The sequence below is a fragment of the Alcanivorax sp. S6407 genome (assembly GCF_023016115.1).
In the GTDB taxonomy this organism is placed as follows: Bacteria; Pseudomonadota; Gammaproteobacteria; order Pseudomonadales; family Alcanivoracaceae; genus Alcanivorax.
The window spans coordinates 306,639-323,137 of sequence record NZ_JALKBH010000001.1 but is presented as its reverse complement, the minus strand read 5'-3'; the positions used below and the strand labels follow the sequence as shown (position 1 = coordinate 323,137).

Here is a 16,499-nt window from a genome sequence, read left to right as displayed (position 1 = left end):
ACGCTGGACGCCTGATGCCAGACGCCCGACGAAGAACAGGAAGCACAGAATGACCGTAAGCACACTAAACGATGGTCCGGTAGCGCGCATCACGCTGGACAATCCCGACAAAAGAAATGCGTTTGATGACCGCATTATTGCTTCGCTGACCGAGGCATTTGAGACGGTTGGGTGTGATGACAGCATTCGCGTAGTGGTACTGCAGGCCGCCGGGAAACATTTTTCCGCTGGCGCGGATCTCAACTGGATGCGTGCCATGGGCAAGCTTGATGCTCAGCAGAACCGTGACGATGCCCTTCGTCTTGCCCGGTTGATGCAGGTAATCGACCAGTGTCCCAAACCCGTCGTTGCCCGTGTTCAGGGTGCGGCCTTTGGTGGCGCATTAGGATTGATCTGTGCGGCGGACATGGCGGTGGCGGCTGATAACGCCCGTTTCTGCCTCAGCGAGGTAAAGCTGGGGATTGTGCCGGCGGTGATCAGCCCTTATGTGGTCCGCGCTCTGGGCGCCCGCCAGGCAAACCGCTATTTCATGACCGCCGAAGTCATCCCCGCCGAACGGGCCGTGGCTCTTGGCATCGTCCATGAAGTTGTTGCCGAAAGTGAGCTTGATACCAGCGTCGATGCACTGGTGGCGTCCTTGTTGAGCGCCGCGCCACAGGCGCAGATTGAAGCGCGAGAGCTGATTGCGCAGGTGAGTCACGGCCCCATTGATCAGGCCATGCTCAACCACACCGCCGATCTAATTGCCCGCTTGCGCACCGGCGCAGAAGGCCAGGAAGGCTTGAGTGCCTTTCTGGAAAAACGCAAACCGAACTGGAGGTAAGCAACAAGCTTCAAGCTACAAGCTGCAACGCGAGTCCAGGTCTGTGCCCATGCCAGCATTTGAATTCACGCGCCCATACCGCTTTTGCGCGGGCACGTAATGCAAAACATGACCAGCCAGCACGCGTTGTAGCTTGAAGCTTGAAGCTTGAAGTTAAACCATGGCCAAGATAAGAAAACTGCTGATCGCCAACCGCGGGGAAATTGCCCGTCGTATCATGCGTACCTGCCGCCAGCAGGGGATTGCCACCGTGGCGGTCTATTCCGACATTGATGCCACCCTGCCCCACGTCCGGGAAGCAGATCAGGCGGTGTGCCTGGGAGCCGCACCGGCACGGGAAAGCTATCTGGTGATCGACAAGATCATTGCCGCTGCCAAAGACACCGGCGCAGACGCCATCCACCCGGGTTATGGCTTCCTGTCAGAAAATACCGAACTGGCTGCCGCCTGTGAAAAGGCCGGCATTATTTTTGTCGGCCCCAATGCCCGGGCCATCGAGGTCATGGGCGACAAGGCCGCGGCTCGCCAGCTGATGGCTGCCAGCAAGGTGCCGGTATTGCCGGGTTTCGATGAAGAAGGGGCCAGTGATGAAGCCCTTGTCAAAGCCAGTACCGATGTGGGTTTTCCGTTGCTGATCAAGGCCGTTGCCGGTGGCGGTGGCAAGGGCATGCGCGTGGTCAACAGTGAGGCTGAATTCAATGAAGCCTTGGCTTCTGCACGCCGCGAAGCGCGCAATGCCTTCGCTGACGATCGCGTACTGCTTGAGCGTTATCTGCCGGCGGCACGACATGTGGAGGTGCAGGTATTTGCCGACAATCACGGCAATGCCGTGCACCTGTTCGAAAGGGACTGCTCGGTGCAGCGTCGGCACCAGAAGATCATTGAAGAGGCGCCGGCACCGGGACTGGATGAAGCCACCCGCCAGGCCTTTGGCGAGGCCGCCGTACAGGCGGCCAGGGCCATCGACTACCGCGGCGCCGGCACCGTGGAATTTCTCTATGCGCCCGCCAGCGGCGAATTCTTCTTCATGGAAATGAACACCCGATTGCAGGTGGAACATCCAGTCACCGAGATGATCACCGGCGAAGATCTGGTGGCCTGGCAGCTGGCGGTGGCAGGCGGAGCCCCCCTGCCGCGCAGTCAGCAGGACATTCGCCGTCACGGCCATGCAATGGAAGTGCGGCTCTACGCGGAAAATCCACAACAGGGCTTCCTGCCCTCCTCCGGGCGACTCCAGCATTTACGCTGGCCCCATGAGTTGGCTCGGGTAGACGCCGGCTACGAATCCGGTGACAAGGTAGAAGAATACTATGACCCGATGATCGCCAAACTGATCTGCTTTGGTGAAGACCGGGATGCAGCCCGTCAGCAGCTGATCAGTGCGCTACAAAATCTGGAGCTGCATGGCATTCATCACAATGCCCCCTTCCTGCTCCGGGTGCTGGCTGATGATGCCTTTGCCAATGCGGACCTGGACACTCGCCTGCTCGAACACCGGCCGTACCTGATGGAGGCCAGCACCACCGCCCCCGAATTACTGGCATTGGCTGCCGGTCGTTTGCTTGCTGATGAAACACAGCACGACAGTAATCCCTGGCAAGGTCTGCACGGTTGGCGCCCGCTTGGCCGTCAGTTCATCCTCAACCAGCTGAAAGTGGATGAAGCCCTGATCACCGTGCGTGAAATGGACGGCAGCACGACAGTGGCAGAACAGGACCATGCTCTCGACGTGACGGGCGACGGACAGCGCTTTCGACTGCACTGGGGCAACCAGGGTCTGCAGGGGCGCTATGCGCTGCTGGATACCGATACCGTTTTGCTGTTCGTCGATGGGCAGGCCCATTGCATCATCCGCAACCCCAGTCGCGACAGTGCCCAGCAGGCTTGCGAAGGCGGCTTTGTAGCGCCCATGAGCGGCGCCATCGTCGCACTGCATGTGGCGCCAGGCAGTCAGGTTGATGCGGGCGATGCGGTAATTACACTGGAAGCCATGAAGATGGAACATACCCTGCGCGCCACCGCGCCGGGCACCGTTCATGATTTCCATGTGGCGGAAGGCGACAGTGTCAGCGAAGGCACCTTGCTGGTGGAATTCGAGGCGAGTTCCGAATCATAGCCCGAAGATAGTCCGCAGGCGGAGTTTCCCTGCGGGGAATTTCCGCCCTGCACCCCAATCAAACACCCCAGGGTGGAAATGACTGTCAGCCCGTTTCCGCCATTTGCAGGAGTTCTCCATGGCATCCCCACTTTGGCAACCCGGCCCGCAACAACAGCAAAGCCAGCTGGCCCGATTCTGGCAAAAAGCCAGAGACAACAGTGGCCAGCCGTTGACGGACTACCGGGAACTGCACCGGTGGTCCGTAGCGCAGCCGGAAGTGTTCTGGCGGCAGGTCTGGGATGACTGTGGCGTGGTGGGCCAACCCGGCGATACCGTGCTGAAAAAGGGAGACCGTTTCCAGGACACCCGCTGGTTCCCGAACGGCCAGCTCAACTATGCGGAAAACCTGCTGCGCCGAAACGACAAACACCCGGCTCTGGTCAGCGTGCTGGAAGACGGCCGCCGTGAAGAGATCAGCTATGCCGGCTTGAGGGTGGCCGCCGGCCAGGTGGCCGCACAATTATTGGCCGCAGGCATTCAGCCCGGTGAACGTGTAGCCGGTTACATGCCTAACCGGATTGAAACCGTGGTAGCGGCTCTGGGCGCCGCCTGGATTGGTGCCGTCTGGTCGTCCTGCTCACCGGATTTCGGAGAGTCCGGAGTGCTGGACAGATTTGGCCAGATTGAACCCCGCGTGCTGGTTGCCTGCGATGGCTATCATTACAACGGCAAGTGGATTGACCTGGAAGATCGCATTAACGCCTTGCATGATGCGCTGAAACCAGAGCTGCTGGTGGTCGTTCCCGGCAAAGGTAGCAGCAGCCGCGTACAGAAAGCTCTGATCTGGCAGGCCTGGTTGGAAGCCGCCGGGCCGGCGCCGGCATTTGCACAACGGCCCTTCAATCATCCACTGTTCATTCTGTATTCCTCTGGCACCACCGGTCAGCCCAAGTGCATTGTTCATGGAGCCGGCGGCACGCTGCTGCAGCAGACCAAGGAACTCCAGCTGCATGGAGACGTTAGCCGTGATGACACCCTGTTCTATTTCACCACCTGCGGCTGGATGATGTGGAACTGGCTGATCTGTGGCCTGCATACCGGTGCCACCCTGGTGCTATACGATGGCAACCCCGGCTTTCCGAACACGGCACGGCTTTTTGATCTGGTGGACGAAGAAGGTATTACCCACATGGGCACCAGCGCCAAGTTCATTCAGGCGGTGGAAAAATCAGGTCTGGTGCCAAGTGAGAGCCATGACCTCGGCACCTTGCGCACCCTGTTCTCGACAGGCTCCCCCCTGCTGCACGAAAGCTATGACTTTCTCTATCAGCAGGTCAAAAACGACCTGTTGGTGAGCTCCATTTCCGGTGGCACCGACATTATTTCCTGCTTTGCTCTCGGCAACCCGCTACTGCCGGTTTATCGCGGTGAGCTGCAGTGTCCGGGCCTCGGTATGGATGTGGCAGTTCTGGATGATAACGGCAATCCCCTGACCGGCAGCAAGGGCGAACTGGTCTGCCTGCAGCCCTTCCCCTCCTGCCCGGTGCAGTTCTGGAACGATGCCGACGGAAGCCGTTTCCACAAGGCCTATTTCGCCCGCTTCGAGGGTATCTGGGCCCACGGCGACTATGCCGAGGTGGTAACCCATGAACACCATGACGGCCTGATTATTCATGGCCGATCGGATGCAGTGCTGAACCCGGGCGGAGTCCGCATCGGTACCGCAGAAATCTACCGTCAGGTGGAAGCCCTGGGAGCCATACGCGAAGCCATTGTAGTGGGCCAGGAATGGCAGGGAGATGTACGCGTGGTGTTGTTTGTGGTGCTGGCGGAAGGAGAGACACTAAGCGATGAGCTGCAGGCCACCATCCGTAAGGCCATCCGGGAAGGCGCCAGCCCACGTCACGTACCTGCCGTCATCCTTACCGTGCCCGAAATTCCCCGCACGGTGAGCGGCAAGATCGTGGAACTGGCGGTGCGTGAAATGATTCATGGCCGTGAGGTGAGCAACCGCAACGCCCTTGCCAACCCCGGCGCCCTGCAGCATTTTGCCCACCGCAGCGAACTTGAAAGTTGAAGCCACTCCGGCGAAGCCATTGACGGGCCGGCAGAAAGCGTCATCATGTGCAAAACCACAGTGATGTGACACAGAACACATGAAGAAGAACGACTTTTGCCGGCTTGCCGTTTTCCTGGCGCTTCTGGTTCTTCCCTTTAGCCTGAACGCTCAGATCGTCACCCTCACCGGTGCCGATTTCACTCCGCTGCATGGAAAGCAGACCGGTCTTTACTCTTTTTTTGCTGTGCGGGACGGCAGGCTTCAGCCCGTTCCACATCAGTGGGTGCAGTGGTCCGAGCAGGGCTACCCCTTCTTTGACGAAGATGACAGCACCACCCTGTCTGGTGATCCGACCCGCATCGATGAACAGGATCGGCTGCTATTGCGCTTCGAAGATGGCGGCAGTCCACTGAGCGGACATACCACGGAAAAGGTCGTCGCCGAATTATCAGTACATCAAGGCCAGCAAACCCGACTCTTCTATCTGGTCAAAAACGCCTATCTGCAGAGCACCGAGCGGTATGTGCAGTTCGATCCAGAGACTCTGACCATCAAGAGTACGGATTTCGCGCTCTCCATGGCCGACAAGAACCTGTTCAAATGGAACGATTTCTATTTTCGTGGATTCCAGGGCGAAAGCGGCAAAAGGCAAAGCATCCTCGACACGCTCAAACTACGCCTCAGCGCCGGTCTGTTTGGCGAAAAAAATCGTATTACCCTGAACAACGACAACCTGGACCCCAAGGTAAAACAGATCATCAGCGGGCCCCTCGCCTCGCTGGTCTACGCCGCCACCTCGGTGAAAGTGGCCCGGGTACCGGTGCTTCGCATCCATAACTACTTTCTGGTGATGCCGCAGCAGGTGGACATCCACAGTCGCTTCACCCTTCCCGGCCTTGCCGACACGGTGCTTGAGCGTCCCGCCCTGGACATCTCCCTGGACGGCAATGCGCTTTACAACAGCAAGCTGGTCACCAGCTGGACCGGCAATAACGTGGCCATTACCGATGGCAAGCTGTCCAAATCCGAGAAAGCCATGCTTGAGCAACCCCTCAAGGGAGATAACTGGCTGTGGTTTGGTACCGGACGCGGTTTTGACCTGCTTGCCCAGCTGGCCTTCGTAAAGGGATTCGACACACCGGCACGGTTGCTCTATCAGGATGACGCTAGCCAGATCAATGATCCCGAACGCTTCGTGGGACAACTGCCCAATGTGGGCTTCTCATTGACCGATCTGCCCTTTGGTCAGGAGTACTATTTCATCACCCGTTTGTATTTCAGCAAGGACAGCAACCAGATGAACCCAGGCCAGTATGCTGAAAGCACTCTCGCCATGCCGAAAGCCAGCCTGACCCTGAAATAACGCTAAAATAAGCGGAAACACCGTGTTCACCACAGAGGTCACCGAGTGCACTGCGTAAAACCGTTTTATCTCTGTGTGCTCCGTGGCCTCTGTGGCGAGCACGCTCTTGCATCGAAAAGGGAATGGCGCCGCCTTCGCTGAAGGGCAAAAGAGCGACGCGTCGGTGGGAGATCTTCTTGATCAAGCGTATCAGCTTTCTCGAACAAGCCGCTGATAGATATGGTCTTTCAGCTGAAGGCGCTGGTGTTTCATGGTCTCCATTTCGGTATCCCCCAGCGGGCTTTCCCGCATTTCCAATCCCCTGATCTGCTTGTCCAGTTTGTCATGCTGCATAACCTGATCCCTGAAAACCGGATCCTCACGGGTAAGATGGTCGATTTTGTCGTGAAGGTCGGGAAATTCATGATGAATGCTGTGATTTTCGCCCAACATGTTTATGACTCCTGTCGCCAGATGGGGGGTTACCAGTGACATACCAAGATGCTCACTGAACTCAACTAAATCACCACAATTCCTGATTAGATTCAAACGCTCATCGCCGTACCATTGATAAGCATCAAGGACGGTGTACTGATCCGCACCCTGCTGTCAGATCGCCGCAAGCTGGCCCGGGATGGCCAGCCCCCTCAACCACACAGGGAGGCGTGGAAGATGGCATTACCTCACCTTGTTACCCGGCACGATATCGAGGCAGGTATCGGCAAGGCCAGCGAACCCTGCCAGCAACCGGATGCAGGCCTGTTCGGTCCCGGTTCTGTCAGCTGGCAATTATTGCGGGAAAACATCACGGTACTCGGTCAGGGGCGCATGCTGGTTCTGGCACTGGCCCATAGCCGGCTGGCACAACTGCTTCAGGATCCTCACAGCGCCGTTCAGCGCCTGCAACACAGCCAGCGTTTTCTGATGAAGATCGTTTTTGGCAATCAGGAACAGGCACTGATGACACTGGCTAACAGGTCGATGCGTCGAAAAACCCTGTTTGACGTCCAGGACGGGGGGACCCTCCTCTACGCCATCAGCGCCTGGATGGACTCCTGTCTGACCCTCTACGAAGAGGTGATCGGACCACTGACCAGTGCCCTTGAAGAACGGTTGTTTGAGGAAACCATGCTGCTGGCCAGCGCCATGGGGGTACCGAAAGCACAGCTTCCTGAACACTGGCATGCCCAACGTAGCTGGTGGCGGCAGCAGCTTGCCAGACCGGCGTCAGTGAGCCCAGCCAGACGGGAACTGGGGCATCTTCTGATCCGTGAACAGGGCTTTCCTGAACGGGTACCCTTCGGCAGTTTCAATCCTCTTGCCAGCTTCACAGTCCCGGGACCGCTGGTAGACACCTTCAGGCTGGAAGCGGTAGATCTGGCCAACCATCGCCGCTATCAGCGCCAGCTAAAGCGGTTGATGGAGATTACCCGCCGCCTGCCCGAAGCCCTTCGCTTTCAACCGGTCTATCACGAGGCCTGCCAACGCCTTCAGGGACGCGCCCGAGCCGGGCTGGCAACACGCCTGCTGAATCGCTGGTGGAGCGGAGAAAGCGAGCTGGTCAGCAGCGGCTGGGCGGTACCACGGGAACAGCGGCGTACGGGGGTCAGCTTCTAGCTACGAGTACGTGTTTCGACAATCAGAACCGGCGAGCGCCCGGTATTCGATTACTCGTGACTCGAAACTCGTCATTTGATTGCTGATTCCTGCCGGCCTAGCGAAATCCGCGATGCTCCTTGAGCATGTCGTAGGCCTTGCTGATTTCAGCGGTCTTTTCCGTGGCCAGGCGAATCATTTCCTCCGGCACTCCACGGGCGGCAAGCTTGTCCGGATGATGCTCGCTCATCAGCTTGCGATAGGCCCGTTTAATTTCCTGATTGGAAGCTGACTCTGCCACCCCCAATACCTGGCAGGCCTGGGACAGGGGCGGTCGCGCTCGGCCAGGGGCGGATTGCTGGCCGCCATAAGCACCTTGCGGCCCTGCGCCACCAAACTGGGCCTGGGCCAACAGCATGTTGAGAATCTGGCGAAATTGCTGTGGCGGCACCCCGAGACCTTCTGCCACCTTGAGCAGAACCGCTTCTTCTTCCCTGTGCAGGTTGCCGTCCGCCAGAGCGATCTGCAGCAGGATCTCAAGAAACACCAGGATCAACTGCTTGCGGTGCCGAACAGACGACGCAAACGTTGCAATGGTGGCCTCCAGGGGAAAGTCTGCAGATTTGCCCTGATTGAACAAGGCGATGGCCGCCTTGCGCTGCTCGTCATCAAGTTGCATCCGATCCATGACCGCACGCGCCTGGGCGATCTCGTCCTCGCTGACCCGACCATCTGCCTTGGCCAGATGCCCCATCACCGAGAATACGGTGTCGAACAGGGCCTTGTGGACAGCCTCCTGTTCACCGGGACCATAGGGGCGGAACGGATTGAAGCTTTGTACCCGCTCGGCTCCCCGGTCGAGCATGTGACCAATGAAAAGGCCGATGATCAGGCCCACCGGGCCGCCCACCAACATGCCAAGCAAGCCCAGAATGATCTTGCCACCCCAATTGAATTGCATCATGAATCCGTAGCGTTGAATGAATTACTGGCCAAACCAGCCCAGGCTGGATGCCGTATCTGTTTGCGGATGGTATTCCGCACTGACCCAACCGTCGTAGGGAAGACTGTCTATATGGCGAAACAGGTGCTCAAAGCAGATTTCCCCCGTCCCCGGCTCATGGCGACCCGGATTATCGGCAAACTGGATATGCCCTATATGGGAACATAATTGCGAAAGGGAACGGCACAGATCCCCTTCCATGATCTGCATGTGATAAATATCGTATTGCAGACGTAGATTGTCCCGCCCCGCCGCCTCGATAGCTGCCACGGCAATACCCGAACAATCCAGGAAGAAACCCGGCATATCCACCTTCGAGTTGATCGCCTCCAGCGTCAGGGTGATCCCTTCTGCTGCCAGCAGATCCGCAGCAAAACGCAGGTTCTCTACCAGGGTGTCAAAAGCCACTTCATCTGGCAGTCCATCCGGCTTGAGTCCAGCAAGACAGTTGATGCGCTGGCATTTCAACCGGCGAGCATAATCCAGGGCCTCAAAGACCCCTTCCCGGAATTCTTCAACGCGATCCGGCAGACAGGCAATACCCCGCTCACCCCGCTCCCAATCGCCCGGAGGCAAATTGAACAGCACCTGTTCCAGCTGGTGAGTCTTTAGTTGCTCTGCCAACTGATCGACGGGCCACGCATAGGGAAACAGATACTCAACGCCGCGAAAACCGGCGTTGGCGGCAGCGGCGAAACGCTCCAGAAACGGCAGTTCAGTGAACAGCATGGTGAGGTTGGCAGCAAAGCGAGGCATCAGGAATCCTTGTCCGTGACTGCAGCGTTATCCAGTCTGACGCCATTGAGCCTTTCCAGTTCCAGCAACAGGCCACTGTGGTCCACTTCTCCATGGCCACTGGCCAGCAACGCACGGTATTCCTCGAACACCCGCTGGCTCAGGGGCAGGCTTAGCCCTTCTGTGCGGGCTTCATCCAGGATCATGCGCAAGTCCTTGAGCTGGATACGTGACGGTGCGCCGGGCTGGAAGTTGCGCTGCAGCATACGCTCACCGTGTTGTTCGAGGATCTTGCTGCCGGCAAAGCCGCCGAGCAGGGCCTCGCGAACCTTCTCCGGACGCGCGCCTCCTTTGGCCGCCAACAAAAGTGCCTCGGAGACGGCGCCGATGGTAATGCCGACAATGGCCTGATTGGCCAGTTTTGCCAGTTGCCCACTGCCAACCGGGCCGATCGAGGTGGCACGCCCCATGGCCTGAAACACCGGCATGGCTCGCGCAAAGGCATCATCCTCCCCACCGGCCATGATCGACAAACTACCCGCCTCGGCTCCCCGCGTCCCACCGGAGACGGGTGCGTCAAGATAGCTGCCGCCCTGTTTCGCGACCACCACGCCATGCTCCCGGGCACGGCCGGGTTCGATGGAGCTCATATCGATCACCAGCGCCCCCTGCTTGAGCTGCCGGATCGCACCACTGCGGTAAAGCACCTGATCGACCACCTCACCGTTTTCCAGCATGGTGATCACCACATCGGCATCGGCCACAGCATCGGCTGCGGATCCGGCAATACGTACACGGTCGGCAAAGTGCTCTGCTTTTCCGGCAGTCCGGTTCCACAATGTGAGATCGAAGCCGGCATCGAGCAGACGCGACACCATGGGTGCCCCCATCAAGCCAACACCGAGAAAACCAATAGATCGAATCGAAGACATGGCAACTTATCCCGAACAAAACAGCAGGCAAAAGCAAAAACGGCAGGACCGCAGCCGCGATCCTGCCGTATGGGCAGGGATTATCCCTGAAACGCCGGACTATCTCACCCGCTCAGACAGGCATCAGCCTGTCACGCTGCCTGTTGCCGGCCCCGTAACCAGAGGAAGACACCCAACGCGACGGCCACGACCTGTGCCAGCACTCCCTGAATGGTCGGGTGTAGCCCCAACCAGTCGATGGTCGGCACATTCAGGTAGAAGGCACTGATCAGGCCCGCTTCCTGCAACGCAGCAATGCCCTTGCCAAGCAGAATCACCGACAGGACCAGCAGCACAATACTGGTGCTACGGAAGAACAGACTCAGCGGAAGCTTCATGCCGATGCGGAAGAACATTACGCACACCACCGCCAGCGCCGCCACCGCAGAGGCAATCCCGTAGAACAGATACGGCTTTGTCAGCGGTGTGACCTGACTCCAAAGAGCCTGATAGAACAGCACGGTCTCAAAAATTTCCCGGTAAACGGAAATGAACGACACAAACGTCAGGGCCCAGACGGTGCCGTTGCCGAGGGCATCATCCACCTTGTTACGAATATAACCGAGCCACTTCTGGCTGTTGCTGTTGCTGTGCATCCAGAAGCCAACGTAGAACAGGATTAGCGCGGCAATGATACCGGCCACACCTTCGGTGGTTTCCCGGGAAGCACCACTGAAGGTCACCATGGTACTGGCCACGTACCAAGTCAGCCCTCCTGCCACCAGCGCGGTTATCCAGCCAACATGAATATGCCGGGTGGCCCGGGAGGCATTGGCCTTGCGGGTAAAGGTAAGCAGTGCAGCCACCACCAAAAGGGCTTCCAGTCCTTCCCTGAAAAGAATGAAGAAGCTGGCAGAAAGCGTAGCCACGGGGCTCAGGCCGTCGCCGGCCAGTGCCGACGCCACCAGTCCCAGAGTGTCATGGGCCTCAGCAATATGACGGCTTACCTGGTCAGTACTGCGATCGCGTTCAATCCCTTCCCGCACGGCCATGAAGCGTGATTCCGCCAACCGCATCAGTTCCGGGTCCACCGCCGCCACCTGCTGTTCGATCATTTCGTAACCGTCCAGGTAGGCAGACAACGCTGCCGCCTTGGCCCCAGACTTGTCCCCCTGCTGGTAGGCCTGATCGGCTTCGTTCAGCTTGTCATGGCTGAGAGCAATAAAGCGGTTCTTGTTGAACACAGCCTGGGGATGGGTACGCAAGTAGCCCATGGCTGCATAGGCTTCTGCCCCCTGACTATCGAAAACATCTTCCGGGGCCTTGGCCACCAGCGCATCCAGCGATAGTGCCTTTTTCATACCCGGGATGGTGTTGAAAGCACTGCGGCCTGATTCGGCCACCGAGGGCATCACTGCCTTGCTGCCCACATAGAAGGCCAGGTCCCAGCGCTGTTCATCGCTTAACTGACCTTCATAAGCCGCCATGCCGGTGCCTTCCACCCCCTGGGAAATGGTAGTGAAAAGTCCCAGCAGGGAGCGGCCGTCGTAGCGTGATACGTCGGTAAAATCCGTGGGTGCAGGCTCCATCGCCAAACCGGCAGGCCCGTCCCCCTGCCCAGTGACACCATGACAGGCCGCACAATTGGTCTGATACAGGTTGGCAGCACGGCTCATGTCCGGCGCCTGCTTGGGGGCAACCGGTATGCCATAAACCGACACAAGAGACCCACGAATGGATTGGGCAAGAGACTTGATCTGCTGTTCGTCTGCCTGTCGGGCTACCGCCTGCTGCAGCGCATTGGCCTGAGCTTGCAGTGTGGCCTTGCCCTCTGCCTCAGGCAGGGCCGCCACCCCTTCAGCAAGCAGCGTCGAAAACTCGGCCATTTCGGCATATTCAGCGTCACTGACGACTTCACCATCAGCGACAGCGTTGATGTAATCCGCGCCAACGTATTCGACCAGCTGGACAAGCGCGGTCTGATCATTGGCAAAGGCGGGCTGGAAGAAACAGATAAATACAAGCAGGACGGAAAAAAGGCGCCCCGGCATCTGAATGAATGACATGAGAAATCCCACAGGAAATTGGTAAAAGCGACTCATTATCATTTATATGGCGATTACCAGCAACAAGGAACATTGATCCAGAGCAAGGCTTGTGCGGGTTTTTGTTTCCAGCACGGGGATTTGCAGCTCCTTTACAGCCAGCAAGACGGCCAGCAAGCCCTGCCAAATGATCAACCGGGCTATCACCCGACAGTAAACGCCAGCACCTTGCTGATATGGGCCTGGGGCCAGCCACTCTCCTGCTGCCAGGCATTGAATGCCTGTTGGGCTGCGCGCTGGTCACGCTGGCTTGCCGGCGCCTTGTCGATCAGATTTTGCGCCTTTAGCGCCGCCACCACATCATGGGTGGGGTACCAGGTGTCACGTCCGGTCATGCGCAGAAAAGCGGCTCCGGAATTGCCTCCCAACTGCTTGCCCCGCTTCTTGAGCAACATCCACATGCCTACCGTATCGTCAGCGGGCCAACCAGCCAGCCATTCCCCGACACTGCCGTATTCCTCGGCCAGATCCAGCACAAACTGCGCGTTATGGCGGATGGCTTTCATCTTCCCCCAGTGACGAATCAGACGTGTGTCCTGCATCCGCTCGTCCAGCATGGTATCTGGCATCAGTACCAGCTTTTCAGGATCGAAACCGAAGAAGGCGTCTTCAAAGGCCGACCACTTGCTGTCCACCAGGGAATGCTTCAGACCGGCCCTGAAAATGCGGCGGGTCATCACCGACAGGTACCAGGCATCATCCCGGCTTTTCAAGGTGGCCGCATCAGCCACCCCGGGCAGTTGCTGCTTTACCACTTTCAGGCTGCCCTTGCGGTTCACGGCCAGGGCCAGAAGATCCTTGAAGGGGGTCATCGTTTACTCCATTTTCCCATTTCCCCTGCGGGCGGTGTGATCTGTCCCTAACGGATGGATCAAACCCTGACGCCGCGTATACAGTATTTTAGCAGCGATGTAGAATCGCTGTTTGGCCCACTTTCAGCAATAACGGGAAGCGCATGAGCAGCGATCAATACCACGTCAACAAGTCTGACAAACTCAAGGGTGTCTGCTATGACATCCGCGGCCCGGTGCTGCGTGAAGCGCATCGCCTGGAAGACGAAGGGCATCGTGTCATCAAGCTGAATATTGGCAACCCTGCCCCGTTTGGTTTCGATGCGCCGGAAGAACTGCTTCAGGACGTTATTGCCAACCTGCCCGAGTCAACGGGCTACTGTCACTCCAAAGGCCTTTTCCCGGCACGCAAGGCGGTCATGCAATATACCCAGACCAAGGGTATTGAAGGCGTGACGGTGGACGATGTGATCATCGGCAACGGCGTCTCCGAGCTGATTGTCATGGCCATGCAGGCGCTGCTCAATCCCGGCGACGAAGTGCTGCTGCCCGCCCCGGATTACCCTCTGTGGACAGCCTCCGTACGGCTGTCTGGCGGCACCCCGATCCATTACCTGTGCGACGAGCAACAGGACTGGCAACCCTCCCTGGAAGATATTCGCGCCAAGGTCAGCAAGAACACCAAGGCACTGGTGATCATCAACCCGAACAACCCTACCGGCGCCAACTATGAGCCGGCAATGCTGCAGGAATTGCTGCAGATTGCCCGGGAAAACAACCTGATCGTGTTCGCCGACGAGATCTACGACAAGATTCTCTATGACGGCGAGGAGCACACATCCATCGCCTCCATGGCCGATGATGTCCTGTTCATCACCTTCAACGGCTTGTCCAAAAACTACCGCGCAGCGGGTTTCCGTGCAGGCTGGATGGTCATTTCCGGTGCCAAGCATCGTGCCGAGAGCTATATCGAAGGCCTGGACATGCTGGCCAGCATGCGACTGTGCGCCAATGTGCCCAGCCAGCATGCCATTCAAACTGCACTGGGTGGCTACCAGAGCATCAATGATCTGGTGCTGCCCACCGGGCGCCTGGGCCGGCAACGGGATCTGGCCTGGGAAATGCTGGACTCTATCCCCGGGGTCAGCTGCGTCAAACCCAAATCTGCTCTTTACCTGTTCCCGAAACTGGACCCCAAGGTGTTCCCGTTCGAAGACGACGAAGCCTTCGCCCTGGATCTGCTGCGCGAAGAAAAGGTATTGATCGTCCAGGGCACCGCGTTCAACTGGCCTGAGCCGGATCACTTCCGGGTGGTATTCCTGCCAAGAGTGGACGACCTGGAAGATTCCATCGGCCGCATCGCCAGGTATCTGGACCGGGCACGAAAAAAATAGCGTTTTTCGCTGTTAACTTTTCACTGTTAACTGTTAACTGATTCTATGTCCCATCTCCACATCGACGATTTCAGCCATGACGTAGCCCGCATCCTGATGCAGGCCTACATGCAATTCCCCCGCCCCGGGGCGTTGTATGTGGAGGACATTATCGGCCCTACCGAAGTGGATGATGTGGGCCTGCACAGCAGTCGCCACATGGCCTGCCTCGGCGCCATGATCTGGCTTGCAGAAGAAGGTTTCATTCGCTATCAGGCCACCATCTTTCACGAGGGCCTGGAACAGGCGGTGCTGACCAACAAGGCGTTTGTACTGCTCACCGCACTCAGTGACTTGCGACTGGACAGCACCGACCCGCAACTCCCCGCCACGGTACAACATGAAAAGGCCACCCTGGCCGAGCAATTCATGCAGGCCATCCGCGCCCAGGATTCCGTGCGCACCACCGCCGTGGTGCGTTACCTGCTGTCACGGCAGCCGCAACCGGTCCCCGCGGAAGAGTTCTCGAATCTGATCAAACCGGAGAATCCGGAAAGCGATGAGGAATGGTTATAAAATCAGCAACGAGTTTCGAGTAGCGAGTTTCGAAAACCTGAAAACCCATCCTGGTCTTGATTTTCGCAACTCGTAACTCGTAACTGGAAACTATTCTTCAGTTATCCAGTTCTTCAGGACGGGTGTAGCGATAATGGATGGTCTTCAGGGCCGGCTCCCCGGCCTCGTCAAAGCCTGCCGCGCCGGGCAGACGTGACACCTTCTCCGCACCGGGCAGATTGTCTGCCACGCACTGCTCCAGCCAGTCGTAGTCCAGCCAGGGGGCATTCACGCAGGCGAGAATCTCTGCTTCCGGGGCAAGCAACTTGTGCAGCTTGCGCAGCACCTTGGGGTAGTCCTTCTCCACCATGAAGCTGCCCTTCTGGGCACTGGGTGGATCAATCACGATGATGTCGTAACGCCCCAGGCTGTGCAGCTTTTTCCAGCTGCGAAAGATGTTATGCGGCAGATAATGCACCTTGGCATCCTGAAAACCATTGAGTGCGTGGTTCTGTTTGCCTAGCGTAAGAGCAGCATCGGACAGATCGATATTCACTACCGACTGGGCGCCACCCGCCAGGGCAGCGACGGAAAAGCTGCAGGTGAAACTGAACAGGTTGAGCACCTTCTTGCCTTCGGCGCGCTCACGAATCCAGCGCCGCCCTTCGGCCATATCAGCGAAGAACCCCAGGTTCTGACCTCGCTGGAAATCCAGCTTGTAACGAAGTCCGTCTTCATCCGCAACAGGAAGCTCAGGCAGTTCGCCACACACCAACTCGTTATCGGCCTTGCCGTCATAGCGGTGCTGGATAACCAGCACCGTGCAATCCAGCAGCTGCAGCTGATTCTGCAGACTGTTGCGCAGAGCCATCATCATTTCCGCAGATTGCTCACGGAATACCGTTGCCACCAGCACCGGGGCAAAGCGGTCCACGGTGAGCCATTCCAGTTCCGGGACGGTTTTACCCCGACCATGAAAATAACGAATTTTCGAGGGCTCTCCGGGAACCAGAAAGTCACCAAGCAGGTCTGAAAGACGGGAGGCAGGCATAGGGTACAGTTCAATTGGGCCAACAGAAGGGTGCGAAGTATCGCATACCTTGTGCAC

Annotated in this window: 14 protein-coding genes; 7 read left to right on the top strand and 7 right to left on the bottom strand. The window is 58.0% G+C overall.

Annotated features, from left to right (window positions below; genetic code table 11):
* Window positions 1-49: 49 nt before the first annotated feature.
* The 4 genes from MWU49_RS01430 to MWU49_RS01415 all read left to right on the top strand — a co-directional run bounded on the left by MWU49_RS01430 (window position 50) and on the right by MWU49_RS01415 (window position 6,343).
* Complete coding sequence (locus MWU49_RS01430; RefSeq protein ID WP_246967157.1) at window positions 50-823, top strand: enoyl-CoA hydratase/isomerase family protein; 774 nt, start codon at window positions 50-52, stop codon at window positions 821-823.
* A gap of 160 nt (window positions 824-983) precedes the next feature.
* Window positions 984-2,939, top strand: coding sequence for a biotin carboxylase N-terminal domain-containing protein (locus MWU49_RS01425; RefSeq protein ID WP_246967154.1), 1,956 nt, complete (start codon window positions 984-986; stop codon window positions 2,937-2,939).
* Window positions 2,940-3,057: 118 nt separating this feature from the next.
* Window positions 3,058-4,998 (top strand): acetoacetate--CoA ligase, encoded by a 1,941-nt coding sequence (locus MWU49_RS01420; RefSeq protein WP_246967151.1) that lies wholly within the window; start codon window positions 3,058-3,060, stop codon window positions 4,996-4,998.
* A 79-nt stretch (window positions 4,999-5,077) separates the two neighbouring features.
* Window positions 5,078-6,343 carry a hypothetical protein gene (locus MWU49_RS01415; RefSeq protein WP_246967148.1) on the top strand — a complete coding sequence of 422 codons (1,266 nt, stop codon included), beginning with the start codon at window positions 5,078-5,080 and terminating at the stop codon, window positions 6,341-6,343.
* 189 nt (window positions 6,344-6,532) lie between these two features.
* On the opposite strand, the gene MWU49_RS01410 is transcribed toward MWU49_RS01415, so the two are convergent.
* The gene (locus MWU49_RS01410; protein WP_246967145.1) at window positions 6,533-6,817 is read right to left on the bottom strand and encodes a DUF465 domain-containing protein; all 285 of its coding nucleotides are present in this window, start codon (window positions 6,815-6,817) and stop codon (window positions 6,533-6,535) included.
* A 177-nt stretch (window positions 6,818-6,994) separates the two neighbouring features.
* Between MWU49_RS01410 and MWU49_RS01405 the strand changes: the two genes are divergently transcribed.
* On the top strand, window positions 6,995-7,939 hold the full coding sequence (locus MWU49_RS01405; RefSeq protein ID WP_246967142.1) for an oxygenase MpaB family protein: 945 nt from the start codon (window positions 6,995-6,997) through the stop codon (window positions 7,937-7,939).
* Between the two features lie 97 nt (window positions 7,940-8,036).
* On the opposite strand, the gene djlA is transcribed toward MWU49_RS01405, so the two are convergent.
* From djlA to MWU49_RS01380, 5 genes are all read right to left on the bottom strand, one after another.
* The gene (gene djlA / locus MWU49_RS01400) at window positions 8,037-8,879 is read right to left on the bottom strand and encodes a co-chaperone DjlA (RefSeq protein ID WP_246967139.1); all 843 of its coding nucleotides are present in this window, start codon (window positions 8,877-8,879) and stop codon (window positions 8,037-8,039) included.
* A gap of 24 nt (window positions 8,880-8,903) precedes the next feature.
* Window positions 8,904-9,677, bottom strand: a complete 774-nt coding sequence (gene hyi, locus MWU49_RS01395; RefSeq protein WP_246967137.1) for a hydroxypyruvate isomerase — start codon at window positions 9,675-9,677, stop codon at window positions 8,904-8,906.
* Window positions 9,677-10,579 (bottom strand): NAD(P)-dependent oxidoreductase, encoded by a 903-nt coding sequence (locus tag MWU49_RS01390; RefSeq protein WP_246968048.1) that lies wholly within the window; start codon window positions 10,577-10,579, stop codon window positions 9,677-9,679. Before MWU49_RS01390 ends, hyi begins: the two co-directional genes overlap by 1 nt.
* 140 nt (window positions 10,580-10,719) lie before the next feature.
* A complete protein-coding gene (locus MWU49_RS01385; RefSeq protein ID WP_246967135.1) occupies window positions 10,720-12,633 on the bottom strand; it encodes a cytochrome c/FTR1 family iron permease in 1,914 nt (637 codons plus the stop codon).
* Window positions 12,634-12,815: 182 nt separating this feature from the next.
* Window positions 12,816-13,484, bottom strand: a complete 669-nt coding sequence (locus tag MWU49_RS01380) for a DNA-3-methyladenine glycosylase I (protein WP_246967133.1) — start codon at window positions 13,482-13,484, stop codon at window positions 12,816-12,818.
* Window positions 13,485-13,627: 143 nt separating this feature from the next.
* Here MWU49_RS01380 and MWU49_RS01375 point away from each other — a divergent pair, with 143 nt between their 5' ends.
* Window positions 13,628-14,857, top strand: coding sequence for a pyridoxal phosphate-dependent aminotransferase (locus MWU49_RS01375; protein WP_246967132.1), 1,230 nt, complete (start codon window positions 13,628-13,630; stop codon window positions 14,855-14,857).
* Window positions 14,858-14,902: 45 nt separating this feature from the next.
* Window positions 14,903-15,412: a hypothetical protein gene (locus MWU49_RS01370; protein WP_246967131.1), complete on the top strand. Its 510-nt coding sequence runs from the start codon at window positions 14,903-14,905 to the stop codon at window positions 15,410-15,412.
* A gap of 97 nt (window positions 15,413-15,509) precedes the next feature.
* On the opposite strand, the gene MWU49_RS01365 is transcribed toward MWU49_RS01370, so the two are convergent.
* Window positions 15,510-16,442, bottom strand: a complete 933-nt coding sequence (locus tag MWU49_RS01365) for a class I SAM-dependent methyltransferase (protein WP_246967130.1) — start codon at window positions 16,440-16,442, stop codon at window positions 15,510-15,512.
* Between the last annotated feature and the right edge of the window lie 57 nt (window positions 16,443-16,499).